The 18,351-nt window shown below is 58.9% G+C and carries 15 protein-coding genes and 1 tRNA gene; 8 read left to right on the top strand and 8 right to left on the bottom strand.

All coding sequences use genetic code 11. The annotated features are described in order from the left end of the window. Positions 1-24: 24 nt before the first annotated feature. The 3 genes from NAC44_RS04305 to NAC44_RS04295 all read right to left on the bottom strand — a co-directional run bounded on the left by NAC44_RS04305 (position 25) and on the right by NAC44_RS04295 (position 1,341). Positions 25-100, bottom strand: a tRNA-Thr gene (locus NAC44_RS04305). An 82-nt stretch (positions 101-182) separates the two neighbouring features. After that, positions 183-1,148, bottom strand: coding sequence for an NAD(P)H-dependent flavin oxidoreductase (locus tag NAC44_RS04300; protein ID WP_250938093.1), 966 nt, complete (start codon positions 1,146-1,148; stop codon positions 183-185). A gap of 43 nt (positions 1,149-1,191) precedes the next feature. After that, a complete protein-coding gene (locus tag NAC44_RS04295) occupies positions 1,192-1,341 on the bottom strand; it encodes a hypothetical protein (protein WP_250938092.1) in 150 nt (49 codons plus the stop codon). A 166-nt stretch (positions 1,342-1,507) separates the two neighbouring features. Here NAC44_RS04295 and NAC44_RS04290 point away from each other — a divergent pair, with 166 nt between their 5' ends. The 4 genes from NAC44_RS04290 (at position 1,508) to phoB (ending at position 6,266) form a co-directional block, all read left to right on the top strand. Continuing rightward, on the top strand, positions 1,508-2,752 hold the full coding sequence (locus NAC44_RS04290; protein WP_250938091.1) for a hypothetical protein: 1,245 nt from the start codon (positions 1,508-1,510) through the stop codon (positions 2,750-2,752). A 377-nt stretch (positions 2,753-3,129) separates the two neighbouring features. Continuing rightward, positions 3,130-4,359 carry a phosphate regulon sensor histidine kinase PhoR gene (gene phoR / locus NAC44_RS04285; protein ID WP_420839869.1) on the top strand — a complete coding sequence of 410 codons (1,230 nt, stop codon included), beginning with the start codon at positions 3,130-3,132 and terminating at the stop codon, positions 4,357-4,359. Positions 4,360-4,671: 312 nt separating this feature from the next. Then, a complete protein-coding gene (phoU, locus tag NAC44_RS04280; RefSeq protein ID WP_250938089.1) occupies positions 4,672-5,382 on the top strand; it encodes a phosphate signaling complex protein PhoU in 711 nt (236 codons plus the stop codon). 200 nt (positions 5,383-5,582) lie between these two features. Beyond that, complete coding sequence (phoB, locus tag NAC44_RS04275; protein WP_250938088.1) at positions 5,583-6,266, top strand: phosphate regulon transcriptional regulator PhoB; 684 nt, start codon at positions 5,583-5,585, stop codon at positions 6,264-6,266. A 126-nt stretch (positions 6,267-6,392) separates the two neighbouring features. Here the strand turns inward: phoB and NAC44_RS04270 are convergent, their stop codons facing one another. Next, the gene (locus NAC44_RS04270) at positions 6,393-6,911 is read right to left on the bottom strand and encodes a GcrA family cell cycle regulator (protein ID WP_250938087.1); all 519 of its coding nucleotides are present in this window, start codon (positions 6,909-6,911) and stop codon (positions 6,393-6,395) included. A gap of 531 nt (positions 6,912-7,442) precedes the next feature. On the opposite strand from NAC44_RS04270, the gene NAC44_RS04265 reads away from it, so the two are divergent. The 4 genes from NAC44_RS04265 to NAC44_RS04250 all read left to right on the top strand — a co-directional run bounded on the left by NAC44_RS04265 (position 7,443) and on the right by NAC44_RS04250 (position 12,072). Continuing rightward, positions 7,443-8,651 (top strand): aspartate aminotransferase family protein, encoded by a 1,209-nt coding sequence (locus tag NAC44_RS04265; RefSeq protein WP_250938086.1) that lies wholly within the window; start codon positions 7,443-7,445, stop codon positions 8,649-8,651. A gap of 15 nt (positions 8,652-8,666) precedes the next feature. Next, positions 8,667-9,584: an ornithine carbamoyltransferase gene (argF, locus tag NAC44_RS04260; protein ID WP_250938085.1), complete on the top strand. Its 918-nt coding sequence runs from the start codon at positions 8,667-8,669 to the stop codon at positions 9,582-9,584. 361 nt (positions 9,585-9,945) lie between these two features. Next, on the top strand, positions 9,946-10,950 hold the full coding sequence (locus NAC44_RS04255; protein WP_250938084.1) for an Hsp33 family molecular chaperone: 1,005 nt from the start codon (positions 9,946-9,948) through the stop codon (positions 10,948-10,950). A gap of 192 nt (positions 10,951-11,142) precedes the next feature. After that, positions 11,143-12,072 carry a carbohydrate kinase family protein gene (locus NAC44_RS04250; protein WP_250938083.1) on the top strand — a complete coding sequence of 310 codons (930 nt, stop codon included), beginning with the start codon at positions 11,143-11,145 and terminating at the stop codon, positions 12,070-12,072. A gap of 12 nt (positions 12,073-12,084) precedes the next feature. Here NAC44_RS04250 and NAC44_RS04245 read toward each other — a convergent pair whose 3' ends face one another. From NAC44_RS04245 to pgi, 4 genes are all read right to left on the bottom strand, one after another. Next, a complete protein-coding gene (locus tag NAC44_RS04245; protein ID WP_274706786.1) occupies positions 12,085-12,819 on the bottom strand; it encodes an SDR family oxidoreductase in 735 nt (244 codons plus the stop codon). Positions 12,820-12,823: 4 nt separating this feature from the next. Beyond that, positions 12,824-14,140 carry an ABC transporter ATP-binding protein gene (locus NAC44_RS04240; protein WP_250938082.1) on the bottom strand — a complete coding sequence of 439 codons (1,317 nt, stop codon included), beginning with the start codon at positions 14,138-14,140 and terminating at the stop codon, positions 12,824-12,826. A 55-nt stretch (positions 14,141-14,195) separates the two neighbouring features. Beyond that, positions 14,196-15,947, bottom strand: a complete 1,752-nt coding sequence (locus tag NAC44_RS04235; RefSeq protein WP_250938081.1) for an ABC transporter permease — start codon at positions 15,945-15,947, stop codon at positions 14,196-14,198. Positions 15,948-16,535: 588 nt separating this feature from the next. After that, positions 16,536-18,161: a glucose-6-phosphate isomerase gene (gene pgi, locus NAC44_RS04230; protein ID WP_250938080.1), complete on the bottom strand. Its 1,626-nt coding sequence runs from the start codon at positions 18,159-18,161 to the stop codon at positions 16,536-16,538. Positions 18,162-18,351: the final 190 nt, after the last annotated feature.

Genomic DNA, 18,351 nt, shown 5'->3' with positions numbered 1-18,351 from the left:
TGTCGACATTCGGCTGAATGAATATGGTGCCGCTTACGTGACTCGAACACGTGACCCCATCATTACGAATGATGTGCTCTACCGACTGAGCTAAAGCGGCCCGGCGAACCCTTTGGGGTTCGCAATATGGGCGGGTGGATACAGGCAAACCCGCCCGATTTCAAGAGATCATTTGCGAACAATCATGCTTTTCCGCAAATCCTTGCTTTTGCGGCAAGATATTGGTTCTCCAGCCGGTCGACAACACTGGCCACGGGGTCAACGGCCTTGATGACGCCTATCCCCTGACCGCAGCCCCAGATGTCTTTCCAGGCTTTTGCGCCGCTTGTGGCGGATTCGAAGTTCATCTTGCTCGGATCGGCTTCAGGCAGATGATCGGGGTCCATGCCGGCGGCGCGGATGGATGGTTTCAGATAGTTGCCGTGCACGCCGGTAAAATAGTTGGAATAGACGATATCGGCAGCATTGGCCTCGACCAGGGCCTGTTTATAGGCGTCCGATGCGCGGGCCTCTTCGGTGGCGATGAAGAGCGAACCGATATAGGCCATGTCGGCGCCTGCGGCCTGGGCAGCCAGGATCGCCGATCCGGTGGCGATCGAGCCCGAAAGCAGAAGTGGTCCGTCGAACCATTCACGGATTTCCTGAATCAGGGCAAAAGGAGACAGGGTTCCGGCATGACCGCCCGCCCCGGCGGCAACCGCAATCAGGCCGTCCGCCCCCTTGTTGATGGCCGAATGGGCATGCCGATTGTTGATCACGTCATGCAGCACAATGCCGCCATAGGAGTGAATGGCGGCATTGACCTCCGGCACCGCCCCCAGCGATGAAATCACCACCGGCACCTTGTATTTGACGCACAGACCGAGATCATGTTCCAGCCTCTTGTTGGAGGTGTGGACAATCTGATTAACGGCAAACGGGGCCGATGGTCTCTGAGGGTTGGCTCTGTCGTGACGGGCGAGCTCTTCAGTGATTTCAGCCAGCCATTCGTCAAGCTGGCTTTCCGGACGGGCGTTGAGCGCTGGAAACGCCCCGATAATACCTGCCTTGCATTGGGCAAGAACCAGAGCCGGATGGGAAATGATGAAGAGCGGTGAGCCGATCACCGGCAACCTGAGGCGTTCAGAGAGAATGGCGGGAACAGTCATCGGGTCCTCATTGTCTTACGTTTGCGTAAACGTCAAAATTCTATCAGAAGCCGAAGGCGGTGAAAAGCCTCACGCCATCACCATGGCAGGGTTGCCAGACCGGGGAGGAGCGCATCGATCTGTTGTTCACCGTGTTCTTCGACGGGCCGGCATGGCTGTGCCCTTGCGGTTTGCCCTGTCTGGCGTTACCCATGTCTGACGTTACCCAAGCTGGAAACGGGTTCAGACAACGGGCAGCATTGGTTTTTACCCATGTTTGCGGTGCAACCTGACCGGTGAGGCCGCCATGGCGGCAAGGGTGGCGCGTCGGATTGACAGGCGGCCGGCCGGGCCTGAGACTATCATGAGAAAGGTCACGCGTGAGCGGATTGGAAGCTGCGATCAGAAACGCCCTTGAAAGATCGGATCGGGCGAGGGCGGATGTCAGGGCGCGGATTTATCAATCCGCTCGGCAGGCGCTGGAATCCAGTTTGAAAAAGAAGAATGTCACCGATCCGGACAGCATTGCCGATCAACGGCATCGGCTTGAGGCAACCATTCATGCCATCGAACAGGAAGAGCGCCAACGTTTGAGCGCAAAGCCGGGCGCGGGCGCCGAGAAAGCGTCGCCTGAACATCATCAGGTCACCGGTGCGTCCAGACAGGAGCCCGTCGGTCTCGAAACCTCGGCCATGGCGCCAGAGCATGATGCTGGCAAGACCGCACATGACGATGGTGAACCTGCCAAAGGACAGCACGACGATGACGGCTCGCTCTCCTTTGGCGTCGAGCGCAAAACGGCTGCGGATGCGCCTGGGCCGGATCTGGAGGGTTTGCGGGCCGAGCGTGATAAGCGCAATTATGCCGATAGCCAACCCCAGCTATCCGTGCCCGTCGATACTGGCGAAAAACGACAGCCTGTCCGCACCATCGAGGAGGCGCGGCGCGAAAAGTCTGCCAAAAAGCGCCCGCGAAAACAAAAGCGGCGACGCAGCCTGCTGGGCAGCCTGTTCATCACGGCTGTGCTCTTGAGCTTTGCCGGCATCTGTTTGTGGTGGGCGTTGTCGACCGGTCTTGTCGAACAGGCGCTGAATGGCGATGGCGGACTTTTCGACGATGCGGCCGGCAATGGCGACGGCGGCCAACTGAAGACGCTTGATCCACAACGCGGTTTTTCCAGTCAGTGGCTTGTGGCCTTCACACCGGCGGATGTCAAACGGGTCACGGCTCGTCCCAATGCGACGATCGATGTGGTCAATGCCAGTGACGGACAGGCGTTGCAGATCCAGTCGAAAAGCAGCGATGCCGATGGCGAAGCAGTCTTGACGCTTCCCGATGATATCTTTGCACAGATGGCAGCGAAAAACTCCACGATTGCCATCACCGTCCAGGCCGCCGGCAGCAAGCCGGTGCAATTTTCCGTCAGTTGCTCCTTCGGCGATCTTGGGAGTTGTGATCGTCATCGTTTCACGGTCTTTCCGGAAAAGACCGATCTTCTGTTCCACGTAACCTTGAGCCAGGCGGCCATGGCCTCGGGTCAGGCCAGACTGTTTATCAATTCGGACATGAGCGGCAGCGGTCAGGGTCTCGATCTCTATACCGTTCGGGTCCTTCCCGGACAGTAACGCGCATTGCAGCATCGTGCCTTTTATCAAATGCACAAAAGATGCCTCTGGATAAATTATGCACCTGTGATGACAGGAACATTTCTGTCATCGAACAGGGTTAAGGTGGTGACAGCGTGCGATTGCTCATCATTGCCGAAACCGTGCTCGATTGCCAAAAACAACGATGCGGGAGATTGAGAGTGTTCATGACTGGAGTGCTTTCAGTTTGTGGGCTGAAATGAAAAGCCTCTGAACTGTAACGGCGTTTTCACAACGCATTGTGCCGGAATGTGTCATGGACGATCTGGATTGTCACGGACGAGCAGGATGACGACAATCCTATTTGATTTTGATTGAGGCAGGTTTTGTTTCCATTGTCATCCTTTTTCGCTTCATTGGCCCATCGACTGCGTGCCCGTTGGGATCTTGTTATCCTATGTCTGCTGATTGTGGTCGTGGCGCTTTTGACAGGTGCAGCACCGTTTTATATGGCGGGGGCCGGTCTTGTCGGCCTGTGCATGATCCTTGTTCGCGGGTCTGAGGAAGACAGCGCCGACAACGACATCGTCCATTTGGTTGGGGACAATGACGTCGACCCCGCTCAACTGGCCGAGGTGGCCTTTTCGGCGGCCTTTGCGGCGCTGGATCTGCCCTGTGTCGTGTTTGAGGCCAATGGAGCGGTGCTGTTTCAGAATGGTGCGGCCGAAACCATGTTCGGGCGGCTGGAGACGGGAATGCATATTTCCGCGCGCTGGCGCTCGCCCGGTATTCTGGACATGGTGCGCGAAACAGTGGCCTCAGGTCAGCCCAACCAGATTGAACATTCCGAGGTTCTGCCCTCCGAGCGGGTCTTTCATGTGCGCGTCGCGCCGCTTGCGCCTTCGCAGAAGATATTGTCAAAACCGCAATTCGTCATGAGTTTCCGCGATATATCCGAATTGCGACGCCTGGACCGTATGCGGTCCGATTTTGTCGCCAATGCCAGCCATGAGCTGCGCACGCCACTGGCATCCTTGCGCGGTTTCATCGAAACCCTGCTTGGGCCGGCGCGCAACGATCACAAGGCGCAGGAGCGCTTTCTGTCGATCATGCTCGATCAGGCCAACCGTATGAGCCGTCTTGTCGACGATCTGCTGTCTTTGTCGCGGCTGGAGTTGAAAGCCCATATTGCCCCCGAACAGAAGGTCGATCTGGTTCCGGTGCTCAATCATGTGCGCGATACGCTTTCGCCTTTGGCCAATGAGCTGGACATGGAGATCGTGCTGCATCTTCCTGACATGCCGGTGGAGGTGACGGGCGATCGCGATGAACTGATCCAGGTATTTGAAAACCTGATGGAAAATGCCTGCAAATACGGACAGGACGGCAAGATTGTCGAGGTTTTCCTGCGCCGCAGGGACAGTGTTGTCGACGTCAGCATTGTCGATCGCGGGCCGGGTATTCCGGCCGATCACGTGCCGCGCCTGACGGAACGCTTTTACCGTGTCAGCGTTGCCGACAGCCGGTCAAAAAAGGGGACCGGTCTGGGCCTGGCGATCGTCAAGCATATCCTCACCCGTCATCGCGCCCGTCTGATCATTCGCTCCGAACTGGACAAAGGCTCCGATTTTACCGTGCGGTTCTGAGCTCTTTGCGGGTCAGGATCGGCTGTCACAAATTCTTCGTCAATCTGACATAAAACCGGGCGCGAAAGAGCTTGCCGGGGAAACCGGGATCAGTTTTGCCATAATGCCGCATCGGTCATACTGTCGTTATGCTTGAGCCGGATGCTGCGACGGTGCGCCAATGTGAGGCTGTTCCGGATATATGTGAAACAAAAGCTGGACGCCTTTGCCATTGCGCAACGGATTTGCGCAGGCTTTATGACATCAGCGTCATGCAGCAGGATGGGTCCTGTTTCAGGCGTCAACGACATCGCAAAAGGGTGAGGATTTTCCATGACAGCGCATATTTACACGGTCTTTGACGAAGAACTGAAGTATCTTATGCGGCGTATTTCCGAAATGGGCGGTCTGGCCGAACAGATGGTCAGCGAATCCGTGCGGGCGCTGGTGAACTCGGATGCGGGCCTTGCTCAGAAGGTCATTTCCGACGATGTGATTATGGACAATGCCGAGAGGGAAGTGGGCGACAAGGCCATCATCACCATCGCTAAGCGTCAGCCTCTGGCTGCGGACCTTCGTGAAATTATCGGCGCCTTGCGCATCGCTTCCGATCTCGAGCGGGTCGGCGATCTCGGCAAGAACAACGCCAAACGGGTGATGGCGGTGCAGGGCTCCGGTGTTCCGCGCAAGTTGGCGCGCGGTATCGAGCATCTGTCCGAACTCGCGCTGACCCAGCTTCAGGAAGTTCTCGATGTCTATACGACACGCTCGGCGGAGAAGGCAAAGTCGATCCGTGATCGCGACGAGGAGATCGATGCCATCTACACCTCGCTGTTCCGCGAGCTTCTGACCTATATGATGGAAGATCCGCGCAACATCACCAGTTGCACCCATCTTCTGTTCTGCGCCAAGAATATCGAGCGGATCGGCGATCACGCCACCAATATCGCCGAGACCATCTATTATATGGCAACTGGCTCGCAGCCAGAAGGCGAACGTCCCAAGGATGATGCCACATCGACCATGGGTGCTGTGGAAAGCTGATCGGTTTTCGCAACCGGTCTGGTTGCCGCAGATCGAGCGGCGCTCAGTAAAACCACGGCCTGTCCGGGAACATGCGATGCTTTTCCCGAACGGGCATGACCATTGAAGGGCATGATGTGCTTATTCATCGCGGCGACGAGCGCATCATGGCTTTGCTGAAAAATTCTGCATATCAAACCGGATCGAAGGTATTTGGATCTATGCTACCGAAGGTGATCGTCGTTGAGGATGAAGAGGCGCTCAGCGTTCTGCTTCGTTACAATCTGGAAGCGGAAGGCTATGAGGTCGAAACCGTTTTGCGCGGTGATGAGGCTGAAATCCGCCTTCAGGAGCGGGTACCGGACCTGCTGATCCTGGACTGGATGCTGCCGGGCGTCTCCGGTATCGAGCTGTGCCGCCGTCTGCGGATGCGGTCGGAAACGGAGCGGCTGCCGATCATCATGCTGACGGCGCGCGGTGAGGAAAGCGAGCGGGTGCGCGGGCTTTCCACCGGCGCCGACGATTATGTGGTCAAGCCGTTTTCAACGCCGGAACTCATGGCCCGGGTCAAGGCCATGCTGCGTCGCGCCAAGCCGGAAGTCCTGTCTACCGTGTTGCGCTGCGGCGATATCGAACTCGACCGGGAAACTCATCGTGTGCACCGCAAAAGCCGGGAAGTGCGGCTGGGACCGACGGAATTCAGGCTGCTGGAATTTCTCATGTCATCGCCAGGCCGGGTCTTTTCCCGTTCGCAACTGCTTGATGGCGTCTGGGGGCATGACATCTATGTCGATGAACGCACCGTCGATGTCCATGTCGGTCGACTGCGCAAGGCACTGAATTTTCCCAATATGCAGGATGTGATCCGCACGGTGCGCGGCGCTGGCTATTCCATGGAAGCCTGATTCCGTCTGAAAATGCGTAAAAACAAAGACTTAGATCATCTCGCTGTTCCACGGAAACACTGAAACGCTCTATAAAGAAAAACGGGCCTTGAAGGCCCGTTTTTTCATAAGGGGAACGGGTACGGCTCAGTTTGCAGCGGCGCGCCGTCTTTCGTTGACGGGCTGATAGGCAAGCTTCGCATGATATTTGCAATAAGGCGAACTATCCAGGCTGTCGCAGCCGCAGAAGTGAAAATCATCGCTCATGGGGTCGCCCACCGGCCATTTGCAGGTGCGCTCGGTCAGGTCGGTCAGAGACAGGCGTCGCGAAGACGGCAGGCTGGTGGGGCGTGCGGAAAGTTCAATCGTGTCTTCAGCCACGTTGAGAGGGGAATCTGCCTTCAAGATTGTTGCGCCCACTGTCCGCGGAGCGATCCGGGGTGTGTTGGTCTGTGGGCGTGGCGTGCTGGCAGGACGCTTGGTCGTGCGGGCTGTCGTCTGGGCCGGTGCACCGGATTTCGCACGGCCCGGCAGGCACAGGCGGTGAACCTTGCCGATGACCGCATTGCGGCTGACGCCGCCAAGCTGGGTGGCGATCTGGCTGGCGCTCAGGCCTTCAGCCCATAGCTTTTTCAGTTTCTCGACCCGCTCGTCTGTCCAGTTCATTGTCGCACTCTCCGCCGTTTGTGCGCGTGGGCAGAATCCGTCACCGCGGTCCCGGTGTCCCGAAACCTGTAGACTCTCGTAATGTCAGGTGACTAGTTCCGCCGCTTGCAGCCTAGTAATTGCTCATTAACCTAGTGTGAGGCTGACTCCGTGACAAGAGTCGCCGAATCGAGGTGAATCATAATTCGATCTTTTCCCCAACTTGCTGTCCACTGAAATCTTTTTGCGTGGGCGGGGTTTTGGGCGTGTGGCGGCGGCGCTTTCATGGAAAAGCGAGTCAATTCAGACTGTTTTGCAAATATGGATGCCGCAGTCAGGCGTGGTTGTCCTCCTTGGAGGCGCTGGCTGCCATTCTCTGGCGGGAAATGCCCGACTGCAGCCTTGTTTGTTGACTTTGCGTTGCGAAGGCTGAATAGTGTTCATCGCCGCCGAAAGGCGGCATTTTTGATTGTCAAGACCAATCCAGCTTCATCGCAACGCCGATCAGGCACTGTCCAGGTAAAAAGGCTAAAAGGTAAAGGAATGTCCGTCATGGCTGAGAAAACAACGCCGCTGTTCAACACGTTTTCACGTGCGCCGCTGCGTTTTGAGCGAGGCGAGGGCGTTTGGCTGTTTACCGAGTCGGGTGATCGCTATCTAGATTTTGCCGGCGGTGTTGCCGTCACCTCCTGCGGTCATTCCCACCCGCATCTGGTTGAGGCGTTGAAGGCGCAGGCCGAAAAGGTCTGGCATCTGTCCAATCTCTATGAAATTCCAGAGCAGGAGCGCCTTGCTGCCCGCCTGACGGAAGCAACCTTTGCCGACAAGGTCTTCTTCACCAATTCCGGTGCGGAGGCGCTGGAATGCGCCATCAAAACGGCACGGCGTTATCATTATGCCAAGGGCCATCCGGATAAATTTCATATCATCACTTTCGAGGGGGCGTTCCATGGACGCACCCTGGGCACCATCGCGGCAGGTGGTCAGGCAAAATATATGGAAGGCTTCGGACCCAAGGCGCCCGGTTTCGATCAGGTGCCTTTCGGTGACATGGAAGCGCTGAAGGCAGCAATCACCGAAAACACCGCGGCCCTTTTGATCGAGCCGATCCAGGGTGAGGGCGGTATTCGCACCGTGTCCAACGATTATCTGCGTGATTTGCGCGCGCTTTGCGATGCGCATGGTCTTCTTCTGATCCTCGACGAGGTGCAGAGCGGTGTCGGGCGCACCGGAAAACTCTTTGCCCATGAATGGGCCGGTGTCACGCCGGACATTATGGCGATCGCCAAGGGCATTGGCGGCGGCTTCCCCTTCGGCGCCTGCCTTGCAACCGAAGAGGCTGCGTCCGGCATGGTGCCCGGTGTGCATGGCACGACCTATGGCGGCAATCCGCTGGCCATGGCCGTTGGCAATGCCGTGCTGGATGTGGTGCTGGCCGAAGGCTTCCTGACCCATGTGCGCGATGTGGCGCTGGTGTTCCGTCAGGGGCTGGCCAGCCTGAAGGATCGCTTCCCCGATGTGATCGAGGAGATCAGAGGTGAAGGCCTGATGCTCGGCATCAAGGCGGTGGTTCCCTCTGCCGAGCTTCTGGGTGCCATGCGGGCCGAGCATGTTCTCGGTGTTCCGGCGGGCGATAACGTCATCCGGCTTCTGCCACCATTGACGGTCACGGCGGAAGAGGCGCGTGAAGGGCTGAAGCGTATAGAGCAGGCGGCGGAAGCCATTTCCGCCCACAATGCCACCAAGGCCGCCCAGGCGTAAAAGACAGGTAAGATTATGGCATCCCCTAAGCATTTCATCGATCTCTCGGCGATGACGTCCGAGGACCTTCACTCCATTCTTGCCGATGCGAAGGACCGCAAGGTCAAGACCAAGGCTGGAACCGCTGATAAACCGCTTGCTGGCAAGATGCTGGCAATGATTTTTGAAAAGCCGTCCACCCGCACCCGCGTCTCCTTCGATGTGGGCATGCGACAGCTTGGCGGCGAGACGCTGTTTCTGTCGGGCACGGAAATGCAGCTTGGCCGCGCCGAAACCATTGGCGATACGGCGCGCGTGCTCTCGCGCTATGTCGATGCGATCATGATCCGCACCACCGATCACAGCCGTCTTTTGGAAATGGCGGAACACGCGACCGTGCCGGTGATCAACGGCCTGACCGACATGACCCATCCCTGCCAGATCATGGCGGATATCATGACGATCGAGGAGCATCGCGGCCCGGTCAAGGGCAAGACGCTGGCCTGGACCGGCGATGGCAACAATGTGCTGCATTCGCTGGTGGAAGGCTCCGCCCGCTTCGGTTATCGCATGAATATGGCCGTGCCGATGGGCTCGGAGCCGGAAGACAAATATCTGAACTGGGCGCGTGACAATGGTGGCGAGATCATGCTGTGCCACGATGCCGAACGCGCCGTCGACGGCGCGGATGCCGTGGTCACCGATACCTGGGTGTCGATGAACATGGAGCACAAGGCGCGCGGCCACAACATCTTCCAGCCCTATCAGGTCAATGATGCCCTGATGAAGCGGGCAAAGCCCGAAGCGCTGTTCCTGCATTGCCTTCCCGCCCATCGCGGCGAGGAGGTCACGGATGCCGTGATCGACGGGCCGCAATCGGTGGTCTTCGATGAGGCGGAAAACAGGCTTCATGCACAGAAGTCCATCCTTGCCTGGTGCCTGGGCGCAGTTTGATCTGCTCCCGTCACCAAAACGGACCGGATGCGATGGATCTCTTGATTTCACGAGATCCATTTCCCATTTGAGGCGTTCATTTCCGGCTTTTACACATGTTTTATCGCAAAACCGTATCCGGCTTTTGCGATAATGCTGCTGTAAGCTGTATTCTGATCATCAGGTACCGTGTTCTGGCGGTGTCACCATGGCTGGCGGATGACGCTGTGATGGTGATGCCTCTCACCGGAGGCCTGTGCACCATCAAGGAAAGCTGATCATTGCCGGTCACGGGCAATGCTTGGCGGGACCTTTTGTTTACGCATCGGATTTTTCCGAAAACCGGTTCACACTTTTCGGCCGATGCTCTAGGAGTTTTGCCATGACAGACAGACCGAGCCAACTGGGTGAATTCGGCTTTGCGGGTGACGATCGCGTAGTTCCCTTTCAGGTGGACGGGCTGGATGTGCGCGGTCGCGCCGTTCAGCTTGGGCCGCTCTTGAACAGCATTCTTGGCCGTCATGACTATCCGCCCGCTGTCGCACGGCTGCTGGCTGAGGCGATTGCGCTCACTGTGCTGATCGGCACCTCGCTGAAATTCGAGGGCAAGTTCATCGTTCAGACGAAGAGCGACGGACCGGTAGACCTGCTTGTCTGCGATTTTGCCACGCCGGAAAATGTTCGCGCCTATGCCCGCTTCGACGAGGAGCGACTGAATGAGGCGCTGGCGGCCGGACAATCGTCTCCCACCGATCTTCTGGGGGCAGGCGTGCTGGCCTTCACTATCGATCAGGGCGGTTTCATGCAGCCCTATCAGGGCATCGTGCCGCTGGATGGCGCCTCGCTCGAAGACATTGCCGGGGTCTATTTTCGCCAGTCGGAGCAGATCCCGACCCGGATCCGTCTGGCCGTGGCCGAACTTTTCGACCGCGATGAAGAGGGCAAGCCGCGCCATAGCTGGCGGGCTGGCGGTCTGGTGGCGCAGTTCCTGCCGGATGCGCCGGAACGGATGCATCAGGCCGATCTTCCCGGCGGCGATAACCCCGAGATCGACGAGGACGAAGATGAGGCCTTCGAAGAGGATGACCACTGGTCGGAGGCCAAAATGCTGGTCGAGACAATTGATGGCGATGAACTGACCGATCCGCAGGTCGGCATAGAGCGCCTGCTGTTCCGGCTGTTTCACGAGCGCGGCGTTCGGGTCTACGAGCCGCAGCCGGTTCTCGACCGCTGCAGTTGCTCTCGCGACAAGATCATCAGTGTGCTGAAAGGCTTTACCGCGGAAGAGATCGCCTCCAGTGTCGAGGATGATGCGATTTCCGTCACCTGCGAATTCTGTTCGACCACCTATCGCTACAGCGTGGAGGAAGTGACCAGTCTGACGTGACACATCTTCGTGCACCATGCTCGCCGATAAAGCTGTAGCCATGGGCAAAGAGATGGCTTAAATCGATTAGCCTTGCTTGTGCGATGGAAACCGGTGTCCGCTTTTCAGCAGCGGCAGGCGGGACAACAATGTGTGGCGATGCGCTGTCTGGTTTTTCAGGCGCATCCGCCAATGGATGGGATGGAGACTGTAATGATCCTGTGCTGTGGTGAAGCCCTGATTGACATGCTGCCGCGTGAAACGACGAAAGGCGAGGCGGGCTTTGCCCCTTATGCCGGCGGCGCGGTCTTCAACACGGCCATAGCGCTCGGTCGTCTGGGTGTCGAGACCGGGTTTTTCACCGGCCTCTCCGATGACATGATGGGCGATATCCTGCGCAAGACGCTTCAGCAAAGCCATGTCGATTTCAGCTATTGCGCCACGCTATCGCGCCCGACCACCATCGCCTTCGTCAAGCTGGTGGACGGTCACGCGACCTATGCCTTTTACGATGAAAACACGGCTGGGCGGATGATCACCGAGGCCGATCTGCCTGCGCTTGGTGCGGATTGCGAGGCGCTGCATTTCGGTGCGATCAGCCTGATCCCCGAACCCTGCGGCTCAACCTATGAGAGCCTGATGGCGCGCGAGCATCAGACCCGGGTGATCTCTCTCGATCCGAATATCCGCCCCGGCTTCATCAAGGACAAGGCCTCGCATCTTGCCCGCATCCGTCGTATGGCGGCCATGGCCGATATCGTCAAATTCTCCGATGAGGATCTGGCCTGGTTCGGCCTGGAGGGCAACGAGGAAACGCTCGCCCGCCATTGGCTGCATCACGGCGCAAAGCTGGTGATCGTCACGCGCGGCGCCGAGGGCGCGGCGGGCTATACGGCACAGCACAAGGTGGAGGTGGCAAGCGAAAAGGTGACGGTGGTCGATACGGTCGGCGCTGGCGACACCTTCGACGCGGGCGTTCTGGCCTCGCTGAAAATGCAGAACCTGCTCACCAAGCAACAGGTGGCCAGTCTGAATGAAGAGCAGATCGCCAAGGCTCTGTCACTGGGTTCCAAGGCTGCGGCTGTGACGGTGTCGCGCGCCGGGGCAAACCCGCCCTTCGCCCATGAGATCGGACTGTCGTAAAGGTCAGTCGGCTTATATCACGCCGCCATTGGCGTGAATGGTCTGGCCATTGATCCAGCCGCCTTCCGGGCCAACGAGAAAGGCGATTGCTGCTGCGATTTCATCTGGCGTGCCGATCCTTTCAAGGGGTGCCAGTCTGGCGAAGGCGGCAATCGCCTCTTCGCTCTTGCCGGTCAGAAACAGATCGGTGGCCGTCGCCCCCGGTGCGATGGCATTGACGGTAATCGAGCGCCCGCGCAATTCCTTGGCGAGAATGGCGGTCATGGTTTCGATCCCGGCCTTGGTGGCGGCGTAAATGCTGTAGGTTTCGGCCCGCATGGCGGCAACCGAACTGGAGAGGCTGACGATGCGTCCGCCGTTGCGCATGCGTCTGGCGGCTTCGCGCAGGCCGTTGAAACTGCCCTTGAGATTGACGGCGATCTGTCGGTCGAATTCCTCGTCATCAATATCGGCCATCGGTTTTTTCACCATGATGCCGGCATTATTGACCAGCACATCCACCCCGCCATAAAGGCTTTCCGCCCTGTCGAACAGAGCGGGAAACAGGTTTGGATCGGCGATGTCGCCCTGAACGGCAAGACAGTGCCCGGCCGCAGCACTCATGGCCTGCGCCATATCGGACAATGCGGCCCCGTGATCGCGATCGACGGCCATCACGACAAAGCCGTCGCGGGCAAGACGATGCGAAACGGCAGCACCGATGCCGCGGGCCGCCCCGGTGACAATCGCCAGTTTCGCATCGCTCATGCTCTCAATCCTCTTCATCCTCGCCGAGGCTGAACATTTCGCTATGTTCATCATAGGCGAACAGCTCGGCATAGCGTCCCCAGGACACCACGGCTTTCAACGTTTCCTCAGCGTAATCCTCCGACATGTAATCCTCAAGCTCGGTGAGGAAACGGGCGGCAGGGGCGCTGTGCGAGGGGCGCTCGTCCAGCACGCGGCGGATCAGCCCGACCAGCGGCACATAGGAGGCGAGGTGGCTGGCGAACAGATCCTTTCGGCTGTCAGTGTCGAGATCGGCAAAGCGCTTGCCTTCCTCGGTCAGCACCACGTCACCTTCGCTCAACTGGGCAAACCGCAGGAGCTGCAAGGCTTCCGCCAGGTGGAACAGCTCATCCGCCTCCAGTTGCAACACGCCCGCCAGCACCGGCAGGTCGGCCCGGCCATGATAGGGCTCGCGTGCCAGCGCCTCGATCAGGCCGGCCATGACGTTGGTCGAGACCGGTTCGAGGATCATGCCGACACCGGTGCCTGGAATGCCTTCGGCGCTCGGTGCCTTGGGCTCGGGACGCTGGGTCATGCGGGCATAGATGCTGTCGACCAGCTGCCGGAAGGTCGGGTCGAGACGATTGCGCGGATGCGGCAGATCCACCTTGATTTCCGAGGCGACGCGGCCCGGATTGGAGGAAAACACCAGAATGCGGTCGCACATCAGCACCGCTTCCTCGATATTGTGGGTGACGATCAGCACCGATTTGATCGGCAGCCGGCCTTCCATCCACAGATCGATCATGTCGGTGCGCAGCGTTTCCGCCGTCAGTACGTCGAGCGCCGAGAAGGGCTCATCCATCAGCATCAGATCGGGATGGACGACGAGTGCCCGGGCAAAGCCGACGCGCTGGCGCATGCCGCCGGAGAGTTCTTTCGGATAGGCGTTTTCAAAGCCGCCGAGACCGATGAGATCGATGGCGGCCTCGGCGCGGCTGCGGCGCTCGTCGCGATCCACACCCTGGGCTTCGAGGCCGAGCTCGACATTTTGCAGCACGGTCAGCCAGGGAAACAGCGCGAAGGACTGAAACACCATGGCAATGCCGGGCGGTGGCCCGTCGATCTCCTCGCCACGGCAAAGCGCCTTGCCGGAAGAGGGCGAAATCAGGCCGGCGATGATGCGCAGCAGCGTGGATTTGCCGGAACCGGAACGGCCGAGCAGGCCGACGATTTCGCCTTCGTGAATGGTGAGATCGACATTTTCCAGCACCATGACATCATTGCCGCTGCCCTTGGGAAAGGAACGGCAGGCCTGTTGGATATCGATCAGCGGGGTTTTGTTGACGGTGTCGAGCATGGGATGACCCTCTTGGTCAGGAATGGCGTGTCAAAAACGAAAAATTCCGATGGCGCTAAAGCCGCAGGCGGCGTTCGCCCAGCGTATAGAGCGGGCGCCAGACCAGACGATTGAACAGGGTGACGAAGGCGCACATGACGATGATGCCGAGCACCACGCGCTGATAGTCGCCCTTGGCCGTGGCATCGGCAATATAGGAGCCGAGACCGGGGGTGGAGAGCTGCGTATTGCCCCAGCTTGCCACTTCCGCAACGATACTGGCATTCCACGAACCGCCGGAGGCGGTGATTGCGCCGGTGACGTAATAGGGAAAGATGCCGGGCAGGATCACCTTCACCCACCAGCGCCAGCCGGTAATGCCGAAACTGCGGGCCGCTTCCTTCAACTCGCTCGGATAGGCAGAGGCACCGGCAATGACATTGAACAGAATATACCATTGCGTGCCGAGGATCATCAGCGGGCTCAGCCAGATATCGGCATTGAGGTGGAAGCGGACAATCACGACGACGAAAACCGGGAAGGCGAGGTTTGCCGGAAAGGCGGCGAGAAACTGCGCCAGCGGCTGCACCTTTTCGGCAATGCCGGGGCGAAGCCCGATCCACACACCAATCGGCACCCAGACCGCCGTTGCCAGCACCATCAGCACCACGACACGGATCAGGGTAATCACCCCGTCCAGAACGGCGGTGGCAACATCGCTCCAGCCAATGGCGGTCTGCAGATAGCCGATGCTGATGACCGCGGCATAGACCCCGGCCACGGCAATGATGCCGAACCACAACCCGTCAAAAATCCGTCCGGCATGGACCCTGCCGTTGCGCTTTGTGCCTGCCGTCGGCAGGGCGGCCTTCAGGCTGAGTTTCGGAAAACGGATCGACCAGACGATATGGGCCAGCCAGCCGAGTGGCGCCGTAATGGCGGCGATCACCCGTGAACGGCGCATCAGGTCGAGCATCCAGGAAGTCGGTTCTTCGGACGAGGCGGTGGTCTCGAAACGGAACTTGTCGGCCCAGGCGACCAGCGGGCGGAACAGCAGCTGGTCATAGAGAATGATCACCGCCAGCATTGCTGCAATGGCATAGCCAATGGCGAGGATGTTCTGTTCCTTGATCGCCATGGCCACATAGGAGCCGATGCCGGGCAGGGTCACCGTGGTGTCACCGACCGTGATGGCTTCCGAGGCAACGACGAAGAACCAGCCGCCGGACATGGACATCATCGCATTCCAGACCAAGCCCGGCATGGCGAAGGGCACGTCCAGCCGCCAGAAGCGCTGCCAGGAACTCAGATGGAAGCTGGCCGTTGCCTCTTCGAGATCCTTCGGCTGGCTGCGCATCGACTGATACATGCTGAAGGTCATGTTCCAGGCCTGGCTGGTGAAAATGGCAAAAACCGACGCCAGTTCCGCCCCCAGCACCTTGCCCGGAAACATGTTCATGAAAAAGGTGACGGTGAAGGTGAGGAAGCCGAGGATCGGCACCGACTGCAGAATGTCGAGAATCGGGATCAGCACCATCTCCGCCCGGCGGCTGCGGGCGGCAACCGTGGCATAGACGAAGGTGAAGATCAGCGACAACACGATGGCCGCCAGCATGCGCAGCATGGTGCGCAGCGCATAAAGCGGCAGATGCGACGGATCGAGCGACAGCGGCGCTGCATTCAGTGCTGTCAGCGGCTGATAGGTGGCTTCCGCGCCATAGGCAATGGCAACGATCAGGCCGATGACCAGGAACAGCGCCACGCCATCCCAAAGTGTCGGCAGGACGGAACGGCGCAGTGCAAGCGGCGCATTTTTCTGAAAGAGCATGGGCAGGCTCCGGATGATAGGGCTGCGTCTAGGTTTAAGGGTCGCGGTGGTTCGGTCATCCGTTCAGACAGGGGCTGGCAGGCCAGCCCTTGTCTTAATGGATGCGATCGCCTTGGCGGAAGAACGGCAAAAGCGCATGGCTCTTGGCGTCATTCCGCTTCGTCGCCAGCCGTATGCAACGGCATAGCGATACGCCTGTAACAGGCTGATGACAGACGCAAGGTCTGCATCCTGAATGCAAGGGGGATGTTTGAGAGCATGCATTGCGGCTCATCCTTTCCCGGTCCCTGAAAACCGGCGGACGAGCGGAAAGCTCAGCCGGTCACGGGCCGTATGACAGAGTTTCTAGATCGACTGGAACTGTCCATTAGCTTTCACCCATTGGCGGTCTCTGTGGAAACCGTTTCCGCAGAAAAACGCCAAATCCATGTTTTGAAAAGACATTATACGAAGCTTTCGATGCGCCTTTTCAGCGCCGCTCATGCGCTTCTTCCACGCCTGTGTCAAGCAGGCAGCTCTCGCGGGATCGCAAAAAAAGCGGCGCATTGCTGCGCCGCACACATATTCGTGAAAACCGGTGAAAAAGGGTCAGTTCGATGCAGCGCGGATGGCGGCCACCAGACCGGCAGTCGAACCGTCCTGACCTTCGGTTCCGGCCTTGCCCTCGACCACCGGCAAAAGACCGGTGGCCAGTTCCTTGCCCAGTTCCACACCCCATTGGTCGAAGGAGTTGATGCCGAACAGCACACCTTCGACAAAGACCCGGTGTTCGTAAAGAGCAATCAGACGGCCGAGCGCATAAGGGGTCAACTGCTCATAGACGAAGGTGATTGAGGGACGGTTGCCGGTAAAGACCCGGTGGGGGGCGATATGGTCGGCCTTTTTCGCCTCCATGCCTGCCTTCAGCAACTGGGCCTTGGCCTCTTCCAGCGTGCGGCCCTTCATCAGGGCGGCCGACTGGGCAAGGCAATTGGCGATCAGAAGCTCGTGCTGATGGCGCAGTTCCGGCTCGAAGCCATTGGCGGCAATCATGAATTCCGCCGGAATGATGCTGGTTCCCTGATGGATCAGCTGGTAGAAGGCGTGTTGGCCATTGGTGCCGGGCTCGCCCCAGACGACGGGGCCGGACTGGCCCTTGACCGGCGTGCCATCGATGGTCACGCCCTTGCCGTTCGATTCCATGTCCAGCTGCTGCAAATAAGCGGGAAAGCGCGCCAGCCGCTGGTCATAGGGCAGGATGGCGCGGGTCGGATAATCCAGCACATTGCGATGGTAATAGCCGATGGTGCCGAGCAGCATTGGCAGATTTTGCCGAAACGGCGCGGTGCGGAAGTGATTGTCCATCGCATGCGCGCCGCTCAGGAACTCGACGAAGCGATCTGCCCCGATGGCGATCATCAAGGGCAGACCGATGGCTGACCAGATGGAATAGCGACCGCCAACCCAGTCCCAGAAGCCGAAGACACGATCCGTGCCGATGCCGAATGTGGCCACCTTGTCGAGGGCGGTGGAAACGGCGGCAAAATGCGCCCCGACCGCTGCTTCACCAAGGGCGTCGGCGATGAATGTGCGGGCGGTGGCCGCATTCGTCATGGTCTCGATGGTGGTGAAGGTCTTGGAGGCGACGATGAACAGCGTCGTTTCCGGTTCAAGCAGCTTCAGCGTATCGGCAATATGGGCGCCATCGATATTGGAGACGAAATGCAGGCGCGGCCCGTCATGAAAGGGAGCCAGCGCCAGCGTCGCCATGGCCGGTCCGAGGTCGGAGCCGCCAATGCCGATATTGACCACATCGGTGAAGGCCTTGCCCGTCGCGCCGGTGATCGTGCCCTGGCGGATGGCTTCGGCAAAGCCGGTCATGGCTTGCAACACGCCATTGACATCCGGCATGACATTTTTGCCATCGACGACAACCGGCAGATTGGAGCGGTTGCGCAGGGCGGTATGCAGCACAGCGCGACCTTCGGTGAAATTGATCGCCTCGCCGGAAAACATCGCCTCGCGCTTGGCTTCGACGCCGCCTTCGTGCAAAACTTTTTCGAGCAGCGCCATGATCTCGTCATTCACGGCGCATTTGGAATAATCCATCAAAAGATCGTCAAGGCGGGCGCTGAACCGCTCGAACCGGTCCTTGTCCCGGGCAAAGGCGGCTCTCAGGTCCGTGGCCGAGGTGGTGGAAACGGTCTGTTTCAGCGCATCGATCATCTCTTGCATTCTGTCCTCCACTGCGATGTGAGGCCGGACCCTACTGCATAACGCCCGAAATCCCAAATCGATTTAATCGGGACATAGCTGTCGATTCGAGACGGAAGGAATGGCCGCTCATCGACACGGGCTGGCAGGGGTGTTGCCAGACCGCTTATGTGTCGGGGCTCCTGCATCATTGCTGAAATCGGGTGAAATT

Source organism: Allorhizobium sonneratiae (genome assembly GCF_023700755.1).
GTDB lineage: Bacteria > Pseudomonadota > Alphaproteobacteria > Rhizobiales > Rhizobiaceae > Allorhizobium > Allorhizobium sonneratiae.
This window is presented reverse-complemented; position numbering and strand designations above follow the sequence as displayed.

What these genes read in the sequence shown, in the direction of transcription:
- NAC44_RS04300 (WP_250938093.1), bottom strand. Translation starts at nt 1,148, where the DNA reads ATGACTGTTCCCGCCATTCTCTCTGAACGCCTCAGGTTGCCGGTGATC.
- NAC44_RS04295 (WP_250938092.1), bottom strand. Translation starts at nt 1,341, where the DNA reads ATGGGTAACGCCAGACAGGGCAAACCGCAAGGGCACAGCCATGCCGGC.
- phoU (WP_250938089.1), top strand. Translation starts at nt 4,672, where the DNA reads ATGACAGCGCATATTTACACGGTCTTTGACGAAGAACTGAAGTATCTT.
- phoB (WP_250938088.1), top strand. Translation starts at nt 5,583, where the DNA reads ATGCTACCGAAGGTGATCGTCGTTGAGGATGAAGAGGCGCTCAGCGTT.
- NAC44_RS04270 (WP_250938087.1), bottom strand. Translation starts at nt 6,911, where the DNA reads ATGAACTGGACAGACGAGCGGGTCGAGAAACTGAAAAAGCTATGGGCT.
- NAC44_RS04265 (WP_250938086.1), top strand. Translation starts at nt 7,443, where the DNA reads ATGGCTGAGAAAACAACGCCGCTGTTCAACACGTTTTCACGTGCGCCG.
- argF (WP_250938085.1), top strand. Translation starts at nt 8,667, where the DNA reads ATGGCATCCCCTAAGCATTTCATCGATCTCTCGGCGATGACGTCCGAG.
- NAC44_RS04255 (WP_250938084.1), top strand. Translation starts at nt 9,946, where the DNA reads ATGACAGACAGACCGAGCCAACTGGGTGAATTCGGCTTTGCGGGTGAC.
- NAC44_RS04250 (WP_250938083.1), top strand. Translation starts at nt 11,143, where the DNA reads ATGATCCTGTGCTGTGGTGAAGCCCTGATTGACATGCTGCCGCGTGAA.
- NAC44_RS04245 (WP_274706786.1), bottom strand. Translation starts at nt 12,819, where the DNA reads ATGAGCGATGCGAAACTGGCGATTGTCACCGGGGCGGCCCGCGGCATC.
- NAC44_RS04240 (WP_250938082.1), bottom strand. Translation starts at nt 14,140, where the DNA reads ATGCTCGACACCGTCAACAAAACCCCGCTGATCGATATCCAACAGGCC.
- NAC44_RS04235 (WP_250938081.1), bottom strand. Translation starts at nt 15,947, where the DNA reads ATGCTCTTTCAGAAAAATGCGCCGCTTGCACTGCGCCGTTCCGTCCTG.
- pgi (WP_250938080.1), bottom strand. Translation starts at nt 18,161, where the DNA reads ATGCAAGAGATGATCGATGCGCTGAAACAGACCGTTTCCACCACCTCG.